The 16,313-nt window shown below is 41.9% G+C and carries 13 protein-coding genes; 9 read left to right on the top strand and 4 right to left on the bottom strand.

The features are described from left to right. Window positions 1-216: 216 nt before the first annotated feature. The 9 genes from CWC11_RS14365 (at window position 217) to CWC11_RS14325 (ending at window position 10,887) form a co-directional block, all read left to right on the top strand. Window positions 217-699, top strand: coding sequence for a MarR family winged helix-turn-helix transcriptional regulator (locus CWC11_RS14365; RefSeq protein WP_058547750.1), 483 nt, complete (start codon window positions 217-219; stop codon window positions 697-699). Window positions 700-799: 100 nt separating this feature from the next. Then, window positions 800-2,122: a FlxA-like family protein gene (locus tag CWC11_RS14360; protein WP_138683253.1), complete on the top strand. Its 1,323-nt coding sequence runs from the start codon at window positions 800-802 to the stop codon at window positions 2,120-2,122. Window positions 2,123-2,251: 129 nt separating this feature from the next. Next, window positions 2,252-2,650 carry a YbaN family protein gene (locus tag CWC11_RS14355; RefSeq protein ID WP_138683252.1) on the top strand — a complete coding sequence of 133 codons (399 nt, stop codon included), beginning with the start codon at window positions 2,252-2,254 and terminating at the stop codon, window positions 2,648-2,650. Window positions 2,651-2,773: 123 nt separating this feature from the next. Next, window positions 2,774-3,406 (top strand): PepSY-associated TM helix domain-containing protein, encoded by a 633-nt coding sequence (locus tag CWC11_RS14350; RefSeq protein WP_138683251.1) that lies wholly within the window; start codon window positions 2,774-2,776, stop codon window positions 3,404-3,406. After that, entirely contained in the window at window positions 3,406-3,915 is a 510-nt protein-coding gene (locus CWC11_RS14345) for a DUF2271 domain-containing protein (RefSeq protein ID WP_138683250.1), read from the top strand. The genes CWC11_RS14350 and CWC11_RS14345 overlap by 1 nt, the downstream gene beginning before the upstream one ends. 56 nt (window positions 3,916-3,971) lie before the next feature. Beyond that, complete coding sequence (locus CWC11_RS14340) at window positions 3,972-4,817, top strand: DUF4198 domain-containing protein (RefSeq protein WP_138683249.1); 846 nt, start codon at window positions 3,972-3,974, stop codon at window positions 4,815-4,817. Between the two features lie 444 nt (window positions 4,818-5,261). Next, window positions 5,262-7,790: a TonB-dependent receptor plug domain-containing protein gene (locus CWC11_RS14335; protein WP_404488741.1), complete on the top strand. Its 2,529-nt coding sequence runs from the start codon at window positions 5,262-5,264 to the stop codon at window positions 7,788-7,790. Window positions 7,791-8,008: 218 nt separating this feature from the next. Next, a complete protein-coding gene (locus tag CWC11_RS14330; protein WP_138683247.1) occupies window positions 8,009-8,902 on the top strand; it encodes a DUF4097 family beta strand repeat-containing protein in 894 nt (297 codons plus the stop codon). Between the two features lie 95 nt (window positions 8,903-8,997). After that, window positions 8,998-10,887 (top strand): monovalent cation:proton antiporter-2 (CPA2) family protein, encoded by a 1,890-nt coding sequence (locus CWC11_RS14325; protein ID WP_138683246.1) that lies wholly within the window; start codon window positions 8,998-9,000, stop codon window positions 10,885-10,887. A 213-nt stretch (window positions 10,888-11,100) separates the two neighbouring features. Here the strand turns inward: CWC11_RS14325 and CWC11_RS14320 are convergent, their stop codons facing one another. The 4 genes from CWC11_RS14320 to CWC11_RS14305 all read right to left on the bottom strand — a co-directional run bounded on the left by CWC11_RS14320 (window position 11,101) and on the right by CWC11_RS14305 (window position 16,182). Beyond that, complete coding sequence (locus CWC11_RS14320; RefSeq protein WP_138683245.1) at window positions 11,101-11,625, bottom strand: hypothetical protein; 525 nt, start codon at window positions 11,623-11,625, stop codon at window positions 11,101-11,103. 329 nt (window positions 11,626-11,954) lie between these two features. Then, a complete protein-coding gene (locus tag CWC11_RS14315) occupies window positions 11,955-12,668 on the bottom strand; it encodes a hypothetical protein (protein ID WP_138683244.1) in 714 nt (237 codons plus the stop codon). Window positions 12,669-12,793: 125 nt separating this feature from the next. Further along, entirely contained in the window at window positions 12,794-14,587 is a 1,794-nt protein-coding gene (locus tag CWC11_RS14310; RefSeq protein WP_138683243.1) for an alkaline phosphatase, read from the bottom strand. Window positions 14,588-14,598: 11 nt separating this feature from the next. Beyond that, complete coding sequence (locus CWC11_RS14305; RefSeq protein ID WP_138683242.1) at window positions 14,599-16,182, bottom strand: alkaline phosphatase; 1,584 nt, start codon at window positions 16,180-16,182, stop codon at window positions 14,599-14,601. Window positions 16,183-16,313: the final 131 nt, after the last annotated feature.

Raw genomic sequence — 16,313 nt, 5'->3', positions numbered from 1 at the left:
ATTCACAACATACGTAGTGTGCGCAACTTAATGCACACAAGATGCTAAGAATATTTAATAAGATTTAAACAACATAGTTGTACATTAGTTACTGCTCTAACTATTAAAAACCAATAAAAGCAGCCTAAAGTGCAATTTATTATTTGAATTCAATTTATTTGATGTGTAACATTTCGCGATTACGGCATACCACCGCCCCATCGACGAGATAAGCAAATGCAAAGATATGACGAGTTATTGGTTTCTTTACGTAAAGTAATCCGCGCGATTGATTTACATTCTAAGCAACTAAATAAAACTTCAGGTTTAACTGGGCCACAATTGCTTATAATGCAAGAAGTTTCCCAAACCGATGGAATTACGGCGAGCCGTATTGCTCAAAATGTAAATTTAAGTCCAGCAACGGTCACCAATATTCTCGACAGAATAGAAAGCAGAAACTTAGTAACACGCGTACGCAGTCAAATGGATAAACGCCGTGTGAGCTTATACCTCACCGAGCAAGGAAAAGAGTTACTTGAAAAAGCACCTCAGCCACTGCAAGAACACTTTATTGAAAAGTTTTCTGCGTTAGCTGAGTGGGAACAGAGCCTTTTACTCTCATCAATGCAGCGAGTTGCCGCTATGATGGATGCAGATAAATTAGATGCATCGCCCCTTCTTGAAGTTGGTGCACTTACTCAAGCTCCAAAAGAATAAACAATAAAAAAAATACTATAATTTAGTTCTTACTCTAAACGTAAGGCGTTTTTCGACGCCTTGAATTTTTTATTTTTTAATCAAAATCTGAGCGGCTATCATGACTAAACTCTCAAAATTAACACTAGCACTAATCTTAGGTGGTGTTACAAGCACCTCTTATGCAGCAGAAGATCTAGACTCACTACAAAGCCAACTTAAACTGCTTAAGCAACAAATGCAGCAGCTAGAAAACAAATTAGCTGACGAAAAAACCAAGCAGCAAAAAATTAATGAGCAACACAAGCAAGAAGTTGCAAAAATTAGTAAAAAAGCAGATCAAAAAGAGGTTGTAGTAGCAGCCGCTGAGTCTGAAACAAAAGACGAAGGCATTAAAATTGGTGGCGCAGTACGTTTTAACTACAGCACTAATTCATACGATGAAGACACTCAAGATCGTAGCGGCGATTTAGACTTTGAAGTATTTCGTATTAACTTGTCTGGCGAAATAAACGATATTTCTGTTAATGGTGATTTTCGTTTTTACGATTACATGACCATTGTTAAGTATGCATACTTAGGTTACGAATTCACTGATGGCTGGGAAGCTCAAGCAGGTATTGCACCTGTACCTTTTGGTAACGGCCCTTACAACTCACACAGCTACTTTTTTAGCACTAACTACTACGTAGGCCTAGAAGACGACTTTGATTTAGGTGTAACAGTAAACCGTAAACTTAAAGACAACTGGAAGCTAGACCTAGGCTTTTTCAAAAATGATGAAGTAGGCGGCGTTGATGGCAGCTCTGAAGTAAACGAGCGTTACTCTTTCGATATTGTTGGTAGCCGTGCAACAACTGAAGGCACATATGATGCTCCAGGTTCTCGCCTTGGTGAATACAATACATTTGCAGCCCGCACAGTGTATCAAATTGAGCATGGCGAAAACGCTAAAACAGATGTGGGTGTATCACTATTAAGTGGTGGCCTACATGATGGTAACGACAGCGCAGGTAACTACGGCGCATGGGCGTTCCACGTAAACAGCCAAATTAATAACTGGAATATTCAATTTCAGCACGGTGAATACGACTACGACCTAGACGACAACAGCAACCGTTTTGTTGTAGGTGCGTTTGATTACTACGATACCGTATCAAGCGAAGCGACCATGACTAACTTTAACGTAGCTTACGACCTATCGGTTGATTTAGGCCCAATAACTGGCGTGCAGTTTTACAACGATTACGGCATTATTTACGACAAATCTGACGACAGTGCAGATACATGGATGAACGTAACCGGAATGAGCGTATCAGCAGGCCCATTATTTACGTACTTTGACTTTATTCAAGCACGTAACCAGCCATTTATTGGTGGTTCAATTATTGGTGAAGGCGATACAGAGCGTCGCTTTAACATTAACGTAGGTTATTACTTCTAAATAAGTAAAACCTATTTTATAAATTTAAAAGGGCAAACTTAGTTTGCCCTTTTTTATGTTTTTACCCTTCGATTTTATAACTATTTGGCCTACAATCCAAAGTACCAGCCATTACTAAAAAGAGCCTAAGTGAATATAAAATCAGTATTTATTTGTTATAAAAACTTATGGCTAAAAGCACTTGGGTTAATGTTAGTTGCCCTTGGTATTATTGGTATAGTGCTGCCTGTTATGCCCACTACCATCTTTTTTATTCTCGCGCTTACGTGTTTTACACGATCTTCCCCTGCACTTGAACACTGGCTACTTAACCACCCCCGCTATGGCGTTACCTTAAAGCAATGGCAAGCTCATAAAGTAGTGCCTGTAAAAGCAAAATGTTACGCCGCTATTGGTATGTTAATTGGCTTTGTATTTTTACTTTACTCAAGCGCCCCTGTATGGGTAATTTACCTTGTTGCAGCTATTGAAATATCGGTAATGATCTATCTTATTTTAAGGCCTTCGTACCCGCCAAAAAGTAACTAAAACTTCCTCTTTAGTAAAATACCTCAATGCCTATAACTTTTTAATGTAAAGTTAAGTAAGTAAATTTGTAATAGTTAATGCAAATGATTATCATGTTGTAACTTTAACTTAATTACAGTTGTTATGGCGTTTATAAATAAGCGTGCTCTGTATAGCACAAGCCGCGCACTACATATTTACATATCTACCGCTTTATTCTTTTTACTCATTCTATTTTGCGTTAGCGGCATTGTACTTAACCATGTTGACTGGCTTAAAAACGATAAAAACAACGGCCAAGTAACTGCAACTATTCCAGCAGAATTAGTCACTAAAGCGAATGCGCAACTAGATACCTTGCCAACGCTTTACCCAGAAATAGAAGCCTTTCTTGCCAAGCAATACTCTTTAACCAAAGTAAAAAGCATTGAATGGGAAAAAGAAGACGCACTTGTGATGATTGACTACCCACTGCCAGCGGGTTTTGCCTACGCAGAGCTTGATTTTACAACTGGCGAGCTAAACCTAGATTACCAAACCGGCGGCTTTTTAAGCCTTATTGGCGATTTACACAAAGGCCGTCACAGCGGTGCTGTGTGGAGCTGGGTAATTGATATTTCAGCGGTGTTGATGATTATTTTTGCCATCACCGGAATGATAATTTTATTTCAAAACAGAAAAAAACGTAACCTTGGCTTATGGATAACACTGCTCGGCGTAGCCACGCCGTTGGTTATCTATTTATGTTGGGTGCCACAAATTAAAGGAGTGTCTTAATGTTAAAAGTAAGTACTGTAATAAGCGCAGCGTTATTAATGGTTGCCGCTTTATTTCAAACAACGGCGCAGGCACAAACGCCCCAGCTAGAAATTGAATTTACCCAAGCTGATCTTGACGTACAGCCGTATCATCGCCCGTACGTAGCTATATGGCTAGAAACCCCAGAGCGTAAACACGTAACAACGCTTGCGTTATGGGTACAAAAAGCCGAATGGTTTAAAGACTTGCGCCAGTGGTGGCGTAAAGCGGGTAAAACCGACATTAATTTTGACGGTATCAGCGGCGCTACAAAACGCGCTGGCACTTACACCATAAAATGGCAAGGTAAAGATTTAGACGGCAATGCCGTAGCGCCAGGTAAATACCTTTTAAATATTGAAGTTGTTCGTGAAGAAGGTGGCCGTGACTACAGCCGCGTTGAGCTTGATTTAACACAAGCAGGCAAAGTAACAATTGAAGGTAAAAAAGAATTCTCGACAAGTTTCGTCACCGTAAGCACTAAGTAACCCTAAGTTTGTATAAGTAAAATCACTTATTAAATGTATTAAACAAAGGAAATATAATGAAAACTAGTTTATTAAAAACCGCATTAATTGGCGCACTTAGCTTATCGGCGCTGGTATCTACATCGGCAAGCGCACATGGCCGCTGGTTACACCCTTCGCACACATCGCTTTCTGGCGATAAAGCGCATTACGTAATGATTGATGCAAGCATCTCAAACGAAATGTTTGCCCCAGATAAAGCCTTTAAGCCAAAAGAAAAAGGCGCAGAGTACGACGACACATTATTAATGGCACTTGCACCAAACGGTGAAAAAGTATCTGAAACCATTCGTGCTTATTACCTAAAGCGTAAAAGCTCAGCAGCAGTAAGCCTAAAAGAAGATGGTACTTACCACATTGCTATGACGCAAAAGCCAATGTATATGACCTTCTATAAAGATGAAGAAGGCAAGCGCAAGCGTGTATTTGGTAAAAAAACAGATGCTAAATTACCAAGCAATGCTAAAGGCGTACGTACAACTAAAGTTATCTCAACAGTAGATACGTTTGTAAGCCGTAACGGTACATCTAAGCCTGCACAACTTGGTTTAGGCCTTGAGCTTAGCGGTGCAACTCATCCAAATGACTTATTTGTAGGCGAGCAAGCACGTTTCCAACTTCTACAGGATGGTAAACCTGCGGGCGAAGGTATTGAAGTAAGCATTTTAAAAGGTGACACTCGTTACCGTAACGAGCGTGGCGAAGTAAAAGTAACTACCGATAAAAATGGTATGTTCACAACTACGTGGAAAGAGCCTGGCTTATACCTAATAGAAACGTCTAACGATGTTGAAGTAAACGAAGAAGGCGTAGACGCTGGCCGTTATGCTTTATTTACAACACTTGAAGTTGCGCCTGAATAATTTTATTCACGTAATTTAGCAATTTATAAAGGCCAAGCACTTGCTTGGCCTTTTTACTTTTTAATAACTTTTATACCAATCCGCATAATTAAGTGATCTATTTTGAGGACGGATAAACGTGTTGATAGCAAGGCAAAAAATTCGCTATTTAGTTGTTCTAAATGAGAATTTTTTAACGCAGATAGCGACACGTTTAGCCCCTAAAAATGATTAAGTATTATTGCGGATTGGTATTACTCACACTCCCCTTGAATTCGCAACCATTCGACACAAGATTGCAACGGCAGCGATCTAAACTTCTATACTTAACGTAATCACTGCTCTTACTTATTAACAAGTTTGAATAAGTTAGATAGTTTTCATCTTTGCACTAGGGTAGTCGCTTCTATATTATGCGCTCCTTTGAAAAATCAATAGTCAGCAGCCCTTAAGGGAATCAACATCATGTTAAAGCAATTATCAGCCAAAAAAGTAGCACTTAGTCTGGCCGTTACCTCTGCGCTTAGCGCGTCTTATTCACCAGCATTTGCTGCTGAGCAAGACACACAAGCTCAAGAAAGTATTGAAGTCATTTCGGTTACCGGTACACGTAGAAGTTTACGTAGTATTGCCGAAAGTACTGTACCTGTAGATATTATTACCAGTGGTGATATGCAAAGTACGGGTCAGCTAGAAATTAGCCAAATACTGGCAAACCAAGTACCTAGCTTTAACTACCCAAGCGCTACAATGGGTGATGGTACCGACCACGCTAAACCTGCTGTTTTACGTGGTTTAGCACCCGATCACACCCTAGTGCTTATTAATGGCAAACGCCGCCATGCAGGCGCGCTATTAAACTTAGCAGGTGTTGTTGGCCGAGGCTCTACCGCTGTTGATTTAAACATGATCCCAACCTCAGCGATTAAACGTGTAGAAGTACTACGCGACGGTGCTGCAGCTCAGTATGGCTCAGACGCCATAGCTGGCGTAATTAACATTGTACTTAAAGATGCCTCAGAAGGCGGCAGCGTAAGCGTAACGTACGGCGAGTACGACACGCAAATGGCAGGTGTATCACAGCTAGAAAGCACCTACGCAGATGCAAACGGCAATCTGGCATTTAATACCGGCGCCGACCGCGAAGTAAACGACGGTGCAACACGCACAATTAGCGCAAACTCTGGATTTGAGCTGTTAGATAACGGCTTTGTAAACGTATCTATTGAATACCGCGATAACGACTCTACGCAGCGCTCAGGCTTTGACCCACGCGAGCAATACGACCGCCTAGAAGATGGCAGCCTAGACCCACGCGAATTTACCATCGACCGTTACAACCACCGCTTTGGTAAAGCCGACCTTGAAGACTACGCTTTGTTTTACAACATGGGTTACGACTTTGATAACGGCTATAACCTTTACTCGTTTGGTAGTTACTCAAAACGCGAAGGTAATTCAGGTGGTTTTTACCGCCGTGCAAAAGACAGCCGCAACGTATTAGAAGTTTACCCTGACGGCTTTTTACCGCAAATTGAAACCGACGTACAAGATTACTCATTTGCACTAGGTTTAAAAGGCGAAACAGGCGAGTGGACATGGGATGTAAGTACCAACTACGGCCGTAACGACTTTGGCTTTGGCGTTGTAAATAGTATTAATACATCGCTAGGTGCCGACAGCCCAACCGAATTTGACAACGGCGCACTGGTTTACGATCAGTTTTTAGTTAACGCTACGGCAAATACAGTTCTCGATTTTGGTTTACCAGATGACGTATTTTTTACTGTAGGTACAGAGTACCGCCACGAAAGCTATAAAATAGAGCAAGGCGAAGAAGCATCTTACATTACAGCTCTTGATAGCGACGGTAATCCAATTGCAGCCGGTGGCGCACAAGTATTAGCTGGTTTTGGCCCAGAAAGCGTAACCGACGAAAGTCGTCACAACGTAGCCGTGTTTGTTGAGTTTGATACTTACCTAACAGAAAACTGGAACCTTGTTTTAGCAGGTCGCTACGAAGATTACAGCGACTTTGGCGATACGTTTACCTCTAAACTTGCGTCGCGTTACAGCATTAACGAAAACTTATCTCTGCGCGGTGCTATTAGCACAGGTTTCCGTGCGCCATCACTTGCTCAAAGCTCGTACCGCCAAATCTCTACCGTGCTTGAGAACAACGAACCGTTTGAAGTAGGTTTATTCCCAACCGATTCAGCAGCAGCGCAAGCACTAGGTGCACAGCCGCTTGATGCAGAAGAGTCTGTAAACGTAACAGCGGGCTTTATGTACACGCAAGGCAGCTTTAGCCTAACAGTGGATGCATACCGTATTGATATTGATGACCGTATTGTTTTGTCTGAAAACCTAGAGGGCGATGCCGTAGTAGAAATACTGCAAAATGCTGGTGAGTTAAATACAGAAAGCGTACGTTACTTTACTAACGCAATCGACTCACGTACTCAAGGTGTTGATATTGTTGCTACTTACAACTTAGATTTAAGCGATTTAGGTGACTTACGCTTAAACGTAGCGGCTAACTTTAACGATACCGAAGTAACGCACGTAAACGACAACCCAAGCGAGCTAAACTCACTAGGCGACGACTACGTTGTATTTGCACGTCGTGAAGTAGGCCGTTTTGAAGAAGGCACGCCAGATAGCAAATGGAATCTATCGGCAGTGTGGAACTTTAACGAATGGCAAACCACTCTACGCGCAACGCGCTACGGTGAAGTGGCGGATATTTCAACCACAGCCGATCGCGATGAGTACATAGACCCTAAATGGATCACCGACCTAGAAGTAGCCTACCGCCCAGACGAATACTGGAAATTTGCAGTAGGTGCAAACAACTTGTTCGATCAGTACCCACAAGCCACCGTAGATAACATTGGTTACTCTGACTTTGGCCAAATATTCCCGTACACGCCATATGCGCCGTATGGTTTAGATGGGCGCTTTTTATACGGTAACATTACTTACAGCTTTTAATAATTAACCTAAAAGCAAACACTTAAAAAGGATGCCATGCGCATCCTTTTTTAATTACTTCTTATTTTAATTACTTCTTAGTGTATTTAACCACTTATTAGTAAATCCACTTTTCATAAACACACCATATCTCAATAAAAACAACAGCTTATAATTGGTCTCGTTTTTGCTCTATATTGGTTATACAAATACAAACAATAAATACCAAAGGACTAAAAATGAGCTCATCAACTGTATCAGGCATTACAAAACCACTTTCACTTATTGGCGGCATTTTATTATTAAGCGGCTGTGTATTTCATATATCGCCAAGCGTTGCCTCAGTAAAACAAACTAAACAGCTTTCACTGCCAAGCAATAATTTAGAATACTTAAATGTGTTAAGCGGTGCAGGCTCACTTGAAATTAAAGGCTCGCCTAATGCCACCAGCATAAGTGTAGATGCCACAATTTATACAGCCGATATTGACGACGAGTACGAGCTAACCCTTGAGCAAAACGGTAAACAGGCAAATCTTGTTGCCCAAAATAAAACCCAAAATGGTATTAACTTTTATAATGGCCAATCTCCACATATAGATGTAATTGTAACCGTGCCAAGCAATCTCAATTTAGATATTGATGATGGCTCTGGCGATATTGTTATAAGTGCTATGCAAAATAACATTAACGTAGAAGACGGCTCAGGTAGTTTATCTATAAACAGTGCTAAAAATCTCACCATTGAAGATGGTTCAGGCGATATAACCCTTGAAAACATCACTGGTAACTTAGAGCTTACCGACGGCTCTGGCAGCGTAAATATTAATAATGTAAACGGCAATGCGGTTGTTGATGATGGTTCGGGCGATATGCGCATTAGCAATGTACGCGGCACATTAACTGTCGAAGATGGCTCAGGCAGCATTGCTATTAATAATATTAATGGCGCAGTAGGTGTAGACGACAACTCTGGCGATTTAGTTATCGAGCACGTGCAAGCAAGCGTAACCATTGAAGATGGCTCAGGCGACATTCGCGTTAACCACGCTAAAGGACTCACTATTACCGAATCTGGCTCAGGCGATGTAAGTATTGATAACATTAACGGCCCCGTAAAAGTAGCCGATTAATTATGACTAAATGATCCATTTTCAGCCACATGACCCATTGTATTTTTAAAGCCACTAAGCCATGCTAAAAGCCTTGATATTATTAGGATATACGCGTGTTAGAAATAGCTTTAATTTACTTAGCGGCAGCCATTGTGGCTGTACCCATTGCCAAGCGAGTCGGCCTTGGCTCGGTACTTGGTTATTTAATTGCAGGCATACTTATAGGCCCTTACGCCTTAGGTGTGGTGGGCGATCAAACTGATGTAATGCACTTTGCAGAGTTTGGCGTAGTAATGATGCTGTTTTTGGTTGGCCTTGAGTTACAACCCTCGCGTTTATGGAAACTTCGACACTCTATTTTAGGGCTCGGTGGCTTACAAGTAGTGTTAACAGCCGCCGCTATTTTTGCATTTTGTTATTGGTTTTTTGCCATGCACTGGCAAACGGCCCTCGCCATAGGTTTAATGCTGGCGCTTTCATCAACCGCTATTGTGCTGCAAAGCCTTGAAGAAAAAGGCTGGCTAAAACAAGAAGCCGGGCAAAATGCATTTTCGGTTTTACTGTTTCAAGATATCGCCATTATTCCTATTTTGGCGCTACTGCCGCTACTTGCATTTGCACCGCAAAGTAGCTCAAAAGACATTAGCGACTCCATTATTGCAAGCTGGCCGGTATGGCAACAAGTTGGTGTGTCGGCTGCGGTTATCGCCGCCATTATTGCCGGTGGTAAATACGTATCTGCCCCACTATTTAGATACATAGCACAAACTCACATGCGCGAAATATTTACTATTTTTGCGCTTTTTTTGGTTATTGCCATAGCGCTAGTTATGCAAAGCATTGGCTTATCTCCCGCACTCGGTACATTTTTAGCTGGTGTAGTGCTTGCCGAAAGCGAATTTAGACACGAACTAGAAGCCGATATAGAACCCTTTAAAGGGCTACTTTTAGGATTGTTTTTTATAACCGTAGGCGCATCCATTAACTTTGAATTATTAGCGGATGAATTTACAACCGTTATTGCACTCGTTGCGCTGCTTATTGCAGTAAAAGCCTGCATTTTATTTGCCCTTGCCGTTACCTTTAATATTAGTAAAAAGCAGCGTTTACTGTTTGCTTTAGCGCTTGCCCAAGGTGGTGAGTTTGCCTTTGTACTATTAAGTGTAACCACTACATTAAGCATTTTAACGCCAGAGCAAACAAGCCTAGTTACGTTAGTGGTTGCTGTCTCAATGCTGGTTGCCCCACTGTTATTAATGGTTTACGAGCAAATACAAAAACGCAGTAATAGCACCGCACCTGAATTTGATAAGCCAGAGCAAATTAGCACAGCAAAACACGTAATTATTGCGGGCTACGGACGCTTTGGACAAATTATGGGGCGTTTACTGCACGCGCAAGGCTACGACATTACCGTGCTAGATCACAGCCCAAGCCAAATAGAATTACTACGCCGCTTTGGCAATACTGTATTTTATGGTGATGCCGCACGCCAAGAACTGCTTGAAGCCGCAGGTGCGCACACGGCACAAATGTTGGTAGTAGCAATAGACGACCCAGATAAAACCATAGAAATAATTAAGCTCGCGCATAAAAACTACCCGCAGCTTAAAATTGTTGCCCGCGCAATCGACCGTCGCCATGCGTATCAAATGCTTAATTTAAAAGTAGATGCCTTTAACCGCGAAACTGTCGACTCAGCCATTAACTTAGCGGTAGATGCACTTGAGCTGTTAGGTAACAACAAAGAAGATGCCCAGCGCGCTGGAAAACTATTTAGAGACCACGACCGCGCTGCCGTATTGCAACTAGCCGAACTGTGGGGCGACGATGCCAGCTACGGCGTAGCCGTGCGCCAACGTATGGAAGATTTAAAACAAGTACTGCAGCAAGATAAACAGGCACAAAGTGATTTAAATACCTGCGAACACGGCGACTGTGAAGACGGCCTAACAGAGCTAGCTGATAGACCTAAAAAGCCTGATGATTCTCATTTGGAGTAGTGTCAGGCGGTAGAGTTTATACTTACAGTAAATGCAATTAAGGCTTAAATAGGAAATAAATATGTCAGTGTCATACTAATAGGGCTATTGGGCAAACAATACCATTTTACCGAACCTTATGGCTAAATAACTTCATAGAAAATGGCAACTTAATATTAGAAAGTTTATTGCAAGCTATGACACTAAGTAAAAATTGCTTCGCATTTAAACGGCCTATTCATTTTTTTTAATAACGCACTCCTCTGTAGATTCCAGATTATTTTTCAATTTTTTCATCGCTGCATTATAAGCCATATCTGTTTTTGCAAAGCTTTCTGCTGCAACTTTCAAAAACTCAATCCTTAGCTCGTCAATAATTAATCTAGGAAGTTTATATATATGCTTTTGATTAATAGACGAAATAAATTCAAATTCTGATACTCCATCTAAATAATTTGCTTCTTTTTCTAATTCTATATCTATGTCTATAGCCACACCAGAATCAATTAACATACTAGTCTTTAATGGTATATTTCGTTGAGAACTATATTTTCCGTAAAAGTATCTCACTTCTAAAATAGTGATAGGCTTAGAGCTAAGGTTAGTCACAGTCGTTCTTAATATTTTTCCATCCAAAATACGATGTATGAAGGTAATTTTTGCACGAGCAGAGAATTTTTGATCAATAAAAATATATGATGATAATAAAGCTGCATAAAGCGCGACATAAAAACCATATTCAGCAACAAGCTCTTTCATTAAACTCTCCATTGACATGTAATAACTTTATCAGAAGACATTTTCCAACATTTCCTAAATGTCCCTATAGTGTGAACTTCTATTAATATCAAATAGTATAAGTTATTACCAACTATAAATAATTAGCAATAGACTGTTCTTATTTATAAAAAGAGACGGTTATTCGAGGTATTATTTAGGCGGAAGTATTTTAAATTCACTCTATTTTACAAGGCGATTAGTCGCCCACTTAGCTTGCTGATTTAAAAGTACATTAAATTTAATCTCAATACAGCAAGCTCATTTTGTGCCACATGGTAAAGCCTATACCACTAAAATCCAGCTAAAACCTAGTGGTGGTGCCCACCTTGAATCGCTTTACCTTGCTGGTTATAAAACCCCGTTGCGCTGTGCTCTATAAAACCAAGGTTAATCATTTTTGCTAAAAACGGGTCGTTTTCGTTATCGCCAATGTCGGCGTAGTCGGTAGTTTGAAAGCGATCCCACTTGGCAAACTGTGCGGTTATTTCTGCTTTATTACTGCTTACATCATTTAGGTTAAGCTCAGTGTGAGTGTGGCTTTTTTTATTCATTACGCTAAAGCTTTTAACCAAGTTTGATTTGCTAAATAAAGCGAGTTTAAATTGGTTGTCGCCCTCGGTAAGTTCGTAGTTTTTTACTTCATCGCAGCCTGTGCCTTGGGTGTTTAAAAGCGTCATTTTTTCGATTAAATGCGCATCCACCAGCTGGTTTTTAGCACTCCAATTTTGTATGCCACGCACCTCAGACGGCTGATACTCAATACCACGTTGCTGGGCATTAAAATAACGAATTGGGCGAATTTGCTTGTTAGCTAAGTGCTGCCAAAGCTCGGTAATAACCTCACGCTGATGCGCTACTTGCGAGTTATTACGCCAAAGCGTTAGTGATTGTGTGCTTTGCTCATGGTTATGAGTATTAGTAATTTTATAGTCGGCTTTTAAATGTGCGCTATCAATTTTACATTGCTGCGCTAAGGTGCTGGTACTGGCAAGCGTTGCCATTAAAAATAATGCGATTTTCATTAAATTTTCTCTTTTTAAACATCACTGTAATAGTCATACAATAACGACTTACAATGGCATTTTTATGACATAAAAAAACAACTCGCACATAGTACGAGTTGTTTTTAAACATACAAGTTAGCGGCTTACTGCGTTACTTTTTCGTCGGCTGTTTTAACTAAATCAGCCGCAAAGTCCATTACATGGAATAAAAAGCTTTGCTCATTTGTGCCCGTTACTAAGTGAGCGCCTGGGCCCATTGCGTATACGCCAACATCTTCACCTGCGTGAGTTTCTGAGCCCAGTGGTACTAACGACTCTTGGTGAAAGCCCGGTGTAGTTGTATCAACGTCTGATAAATCTACACGCCCTGTTACCGGTCCAGATAAGTAAGCTGCATCAGCATCGGTTTCATCGCCTAAATCTCTGTAGCCTAAACCATTGGTGTAGCCAACTGTGGTGTATGGCATATCGTCGGCAGCAAGGCTTGGCTCGGTTTCGCCCACGGCAACTACTTTACCTAGTATTGGGTTACCACGTTTAGGGTAACCTGCAATGGTAAATACGTGGCTGTGATCGGCTGTTACAACTATTAGCGTTTCTTCTGGATTGGTATTTTCCATTGCCACTTTTACCGCTTTAGCCAGCTCAACAGTATCGTTTAGGGCATTAAATGCATTACCCGCATGGTGCGCGTGGTCAATACGCCCTGCTTCTACCGATAAGAAAAAGCCATTGTCGTTGTTATCAAGCACGTTAATTGCTTTTTCGGTCATTTGCGAAAGCGAAGGCTCGCCTGCTACATCGTTTGCGCGGTCGGCTTCGTATTGCATGTGAGACTCATTAAACAAGCCAAATACTTTAGTCGCATTGTCGCTGATTGCATCAAAACCAGTTTGATCCATAACGTATGTGCCACTTGGGTAAGTTGTTTGCCATTCGGTCACTAGGTTACGGCCATCAGTACGGTCGCCTTCTACGGCGCTTACTGCATCGGCTGAGTTTGCTGCGGCATCTTTAGGTAAAAAGTGACGTCGACCGCCGCCCATTACTACGTCTATGCCATCTACATCAATACCGGCAAAGCGTGCTTCTAGGTTGGCTTCAAAGTTAACTAGTTGCGATGCAATATCTTCACAGGCTTCTGAACCTGCTGGCATATCCGAAATATCTTCCCAATTGCGGTCAGCCGATTTAGCATACGTTGCCGCAGGTGTTGCGTGAGTAATACGCGCCGTTGAAATAAGGCCCGTTGCTTTACCGGCAATTTCAGCAAGTTCTAGCGAGGTAACGAGCTCATTACCTTGCGCTGTTGAACACACGCCACGTTCAATGTCTTCATCTACACCAATTACGCCCACATCGGTTTTAACACCCGATACCATTGCCGTCATAGTGCCTGCTGAATCTGGCGTTTGTGCATCTACGTTGTAGGTTTTAACAAAGCCCGAAAAAGGCATGGTTTCAAAGCTAAGTTGGTAGTCTTCACCTAACCCGCCTTCAAGCTGACCCGCTAAAATACGTGCAGCCGTTACAGTAGAAATACCCATGCCGTCGCCTACAAATAATATAACGTTTTTAGCTTTGCCTGACTCGGTAACTATATTGGCACTGGCTTGCTGCGCTTTTACAAGTTGCTCTTGTGCGCCGCTAAACCATGCGTTGCTTGTTAGTGATGCAAGTTGCTCGCTAGTGAGTGACGTAGCGGGTGCGTTACATACTAAATTAGTAGAGGTTACTTCACTGCTATCTAGTACGTCATTGGCGTTTGTATCTACGCCGCTTTGGGTTTCTATGCCGCCGTTTATACATTGCTCTGAGCCTACAGCAATGGTGTTATCTACTGCGATTATATTATTTTCATCTTTGTCATTGTCATTGTCACTACAACCTGCAAGCACGACCATTACTGCCAAAGAAAGTACTGTTAATTTGTTCATGTTAGCCGCCATTATTGCTGAGTTAGTTCAAGAGCTTGATTAATTAAATGAAATACTACGTTTTGCTCAATTACGCCTTGAGCTAGCTGTGCGCCTGGGCCTTTTGCATGCAGTGAAATATCTTCACCGGCATGGGTTTCTGAGCCAAGGGGTACTGTGGTTTCTTGGTGAAAACCAGGAGTAGTAGTATCAACGCCTGTAAGCTCTACACGTCCAGCAACTGGGCCTGTTAAATAAGCAGCATCGGCATCTGTTTCAGATGCTAAGTTTCTAAACCCTAAGCCATTTGCATAACCTACTGTGGTGTAAGGCATATCGTCGGCAGCAAGGCTTGGTGTGGTTTCGCCAACGGCAACTACTTGGCCTAAAATGGGGTTACCGCGTTTAGGGTAACCAGCAATGGTAAACACGTGGCTGTGATCGGCAGTTACTAAAATAAGGGTTTCTTCTGGGTTGGTGTTATCTACCGCAGCTTGTACTGCTTTGGCAAATTCTATGGTGTCGTTAAGTGCGTTATAAGCATTGCCCGCGTGGTGTGCGTGGTCAATACGGCCCGACTCAACCGTTAAGAAAAAACCATTTTCGTTTTTACCTAATACATCAATCGCTTTGCTGGTCATTTCACTTAATGAAGGCTCGCCCGCTACATCGTTTGCGCGGTCGGCTTCGTATTGCATGTGCGATTCGTTAAATAAGCCAAATACTTTAGTGGCATCATCAGCAATAGCATCAAAACCTGCTTGATCCATTACGTACGTTGCATCTGGGTATTGTGTTTGCCACTCGGTAACTAGGTTACGTTCATCAGTACGATCGCCCTCAACTGCGCTTACTGCATCTGCTGAGTTAGCCGCTTCATCTTTTGGTAAAAAGTGACGACGACCGCCGCCCATTACAAAATCAAGGCCATCTACATCAGTACCTACATAGCGCTCTTCTAGGTTTTTTTCAAAATTTATGAGTTGCGAGGCAATATCTTCACAGGCTTCTGAGCCCTCTGGCATGTCTGAGATGTCTTCCCAGTTACGGTCTGCCGATTTAGCATACGTTGCCGCAGGTGTTGCGTGAGTAATTCGCGCCGTTGAAATAATACCTGTTGCTAAGCCTTTAATTTCAGCAAGCTCTGTGGCTGTTAAAAGCTCGTTACCCGCAGCGCTTGAACACACGCCGCGCTCTATATCTTCATCTACACCAATTACGCCTACATCGGTTTTAACGCCTGAGATCATCGCGGTCATTGTGCCTGCAGAATCAGGTGTTTGTGCATCTACGTTATACGTTTTTACTTGCGCCGAGTATGGGAACTCTTCAAAGCTTAAATAACCTTCTTCACCTAACTCACCCGCGCGCTGGCCTTGTAAAATACGTGCCGCGGTAAGGGTAGATACACCCATGCCGTCGCCTACAAATAAAATGACGTTTTTAGCTTTTGTTGTGTTTTCATTTTGTGCTTGAGCCGTTTTAGCAGCTAACGTGGTTTGGGCATTGGTATACCAGCTACTATCTGTTTGGCTTTGCGGTAATACATTGGCATGGCTTGCTGTGCTTAACATAAGCGTTAAGCCAACTGCCGCAGCAATTTTTTTAATTTTCATCCTTTATTATTCCCATAGTGTAGTGGTTATTTTTGCTTGAAGCGCATGCTTCAAATTAGTAACCGCAGCACTATAGAAAATGGATGTGACTTCCAAGCGTACTTTTAATTAAAAAAAAATGACTAAACCAT

Origin of the sequence: Pseudoalteromonas sp. S3178 (assembly GCF_005886985.1) — a bacterium.
Lineage (GTDB): Bacteria > Pseudomonadota > Gammaproteobacteria > Enterobacterales > Alteromonadaceae > Pseudoalteromonas > Pseudoalteromonas carrageenovora.
This window is presented reverse-complemented; position numbering and strand designations above follow the sequence as displayed.

Coding starts and splice junctions, on each gene's coding strand:
- CWC11_RS14345 (WP_138683250.1), top strand. CDS start 3,406: ATGTTAAAAGTAAGTACTGTAATAAGCGCAGCGTTATTAATGGTTGCC.
- CWC11_RS14330 (WP_138683247.1), top strand. CDS start 8,009: ATGAGCTCATCAACTGTATCAGGCATTACAAAACCACTTTCACTTATT.
- CWC11_RS14310 (WP_138683243.1), bottom strand. CDS start 14,587: ATGAACAAATTAACAGTACTTTCTTTGGCAGTAATGGTCGTGCTTGCA.
- CWC11_RS14335 (WP_404488741.1), top strand. CDS start 5,262: ATGTTAAAGCAATTATCAGCCAAAAAAGTAGCACTTAGTCTGGCCGTT.
- CWC11_RS14320 (WP_138683245.1), bottom strand. CDS start 11,625: ATGAAAGAGCTTGTTGCTGAATATGGTTTTTATGTCGCGCTTTATGCA.
- CWC11_RS14365 (WP_058547750.1), top strand. CDS start 217: ATGCAAAGATATGACGAGTTATTGGTTTCTTTACGTAAAGTAATCCGC.
- CWC11_RS14340 (WP_138683249.1), top strand. CDS start 3,972: ATGAAAACTAGTTTATTAAAAACCGCATTAATTGGCGCACTTAGCTTA.
- CWC11_RS14315 (WP_138683244.1), bottom strand. CDS start 12,668: ATGAAAATCGCATTATTTTTAATGGCAACGCTTGCCAGTACCAGCACC.
- CWC11_RS14360 (WP_138683253.1), top strand. CDS start 800: ATGACTAAACTCTCAAAATTAACACTAGCACTAATCTTAGGTGGTGTT.
- CWC11_RS14350 (WP_138683251.1), top strand. CDS start 2,774: ATGGCGTTTATAAATAAGCGTGCTCTGTATAGCACAAGCCGCGCACTA.
- CWC11_RS14305 (WP_138683242.1), bottom strand. CDS start 16,182: ATGAAAATTAAAAAAATTGCTGCGGCAGTTGGCTTAACGCTTATGTTA.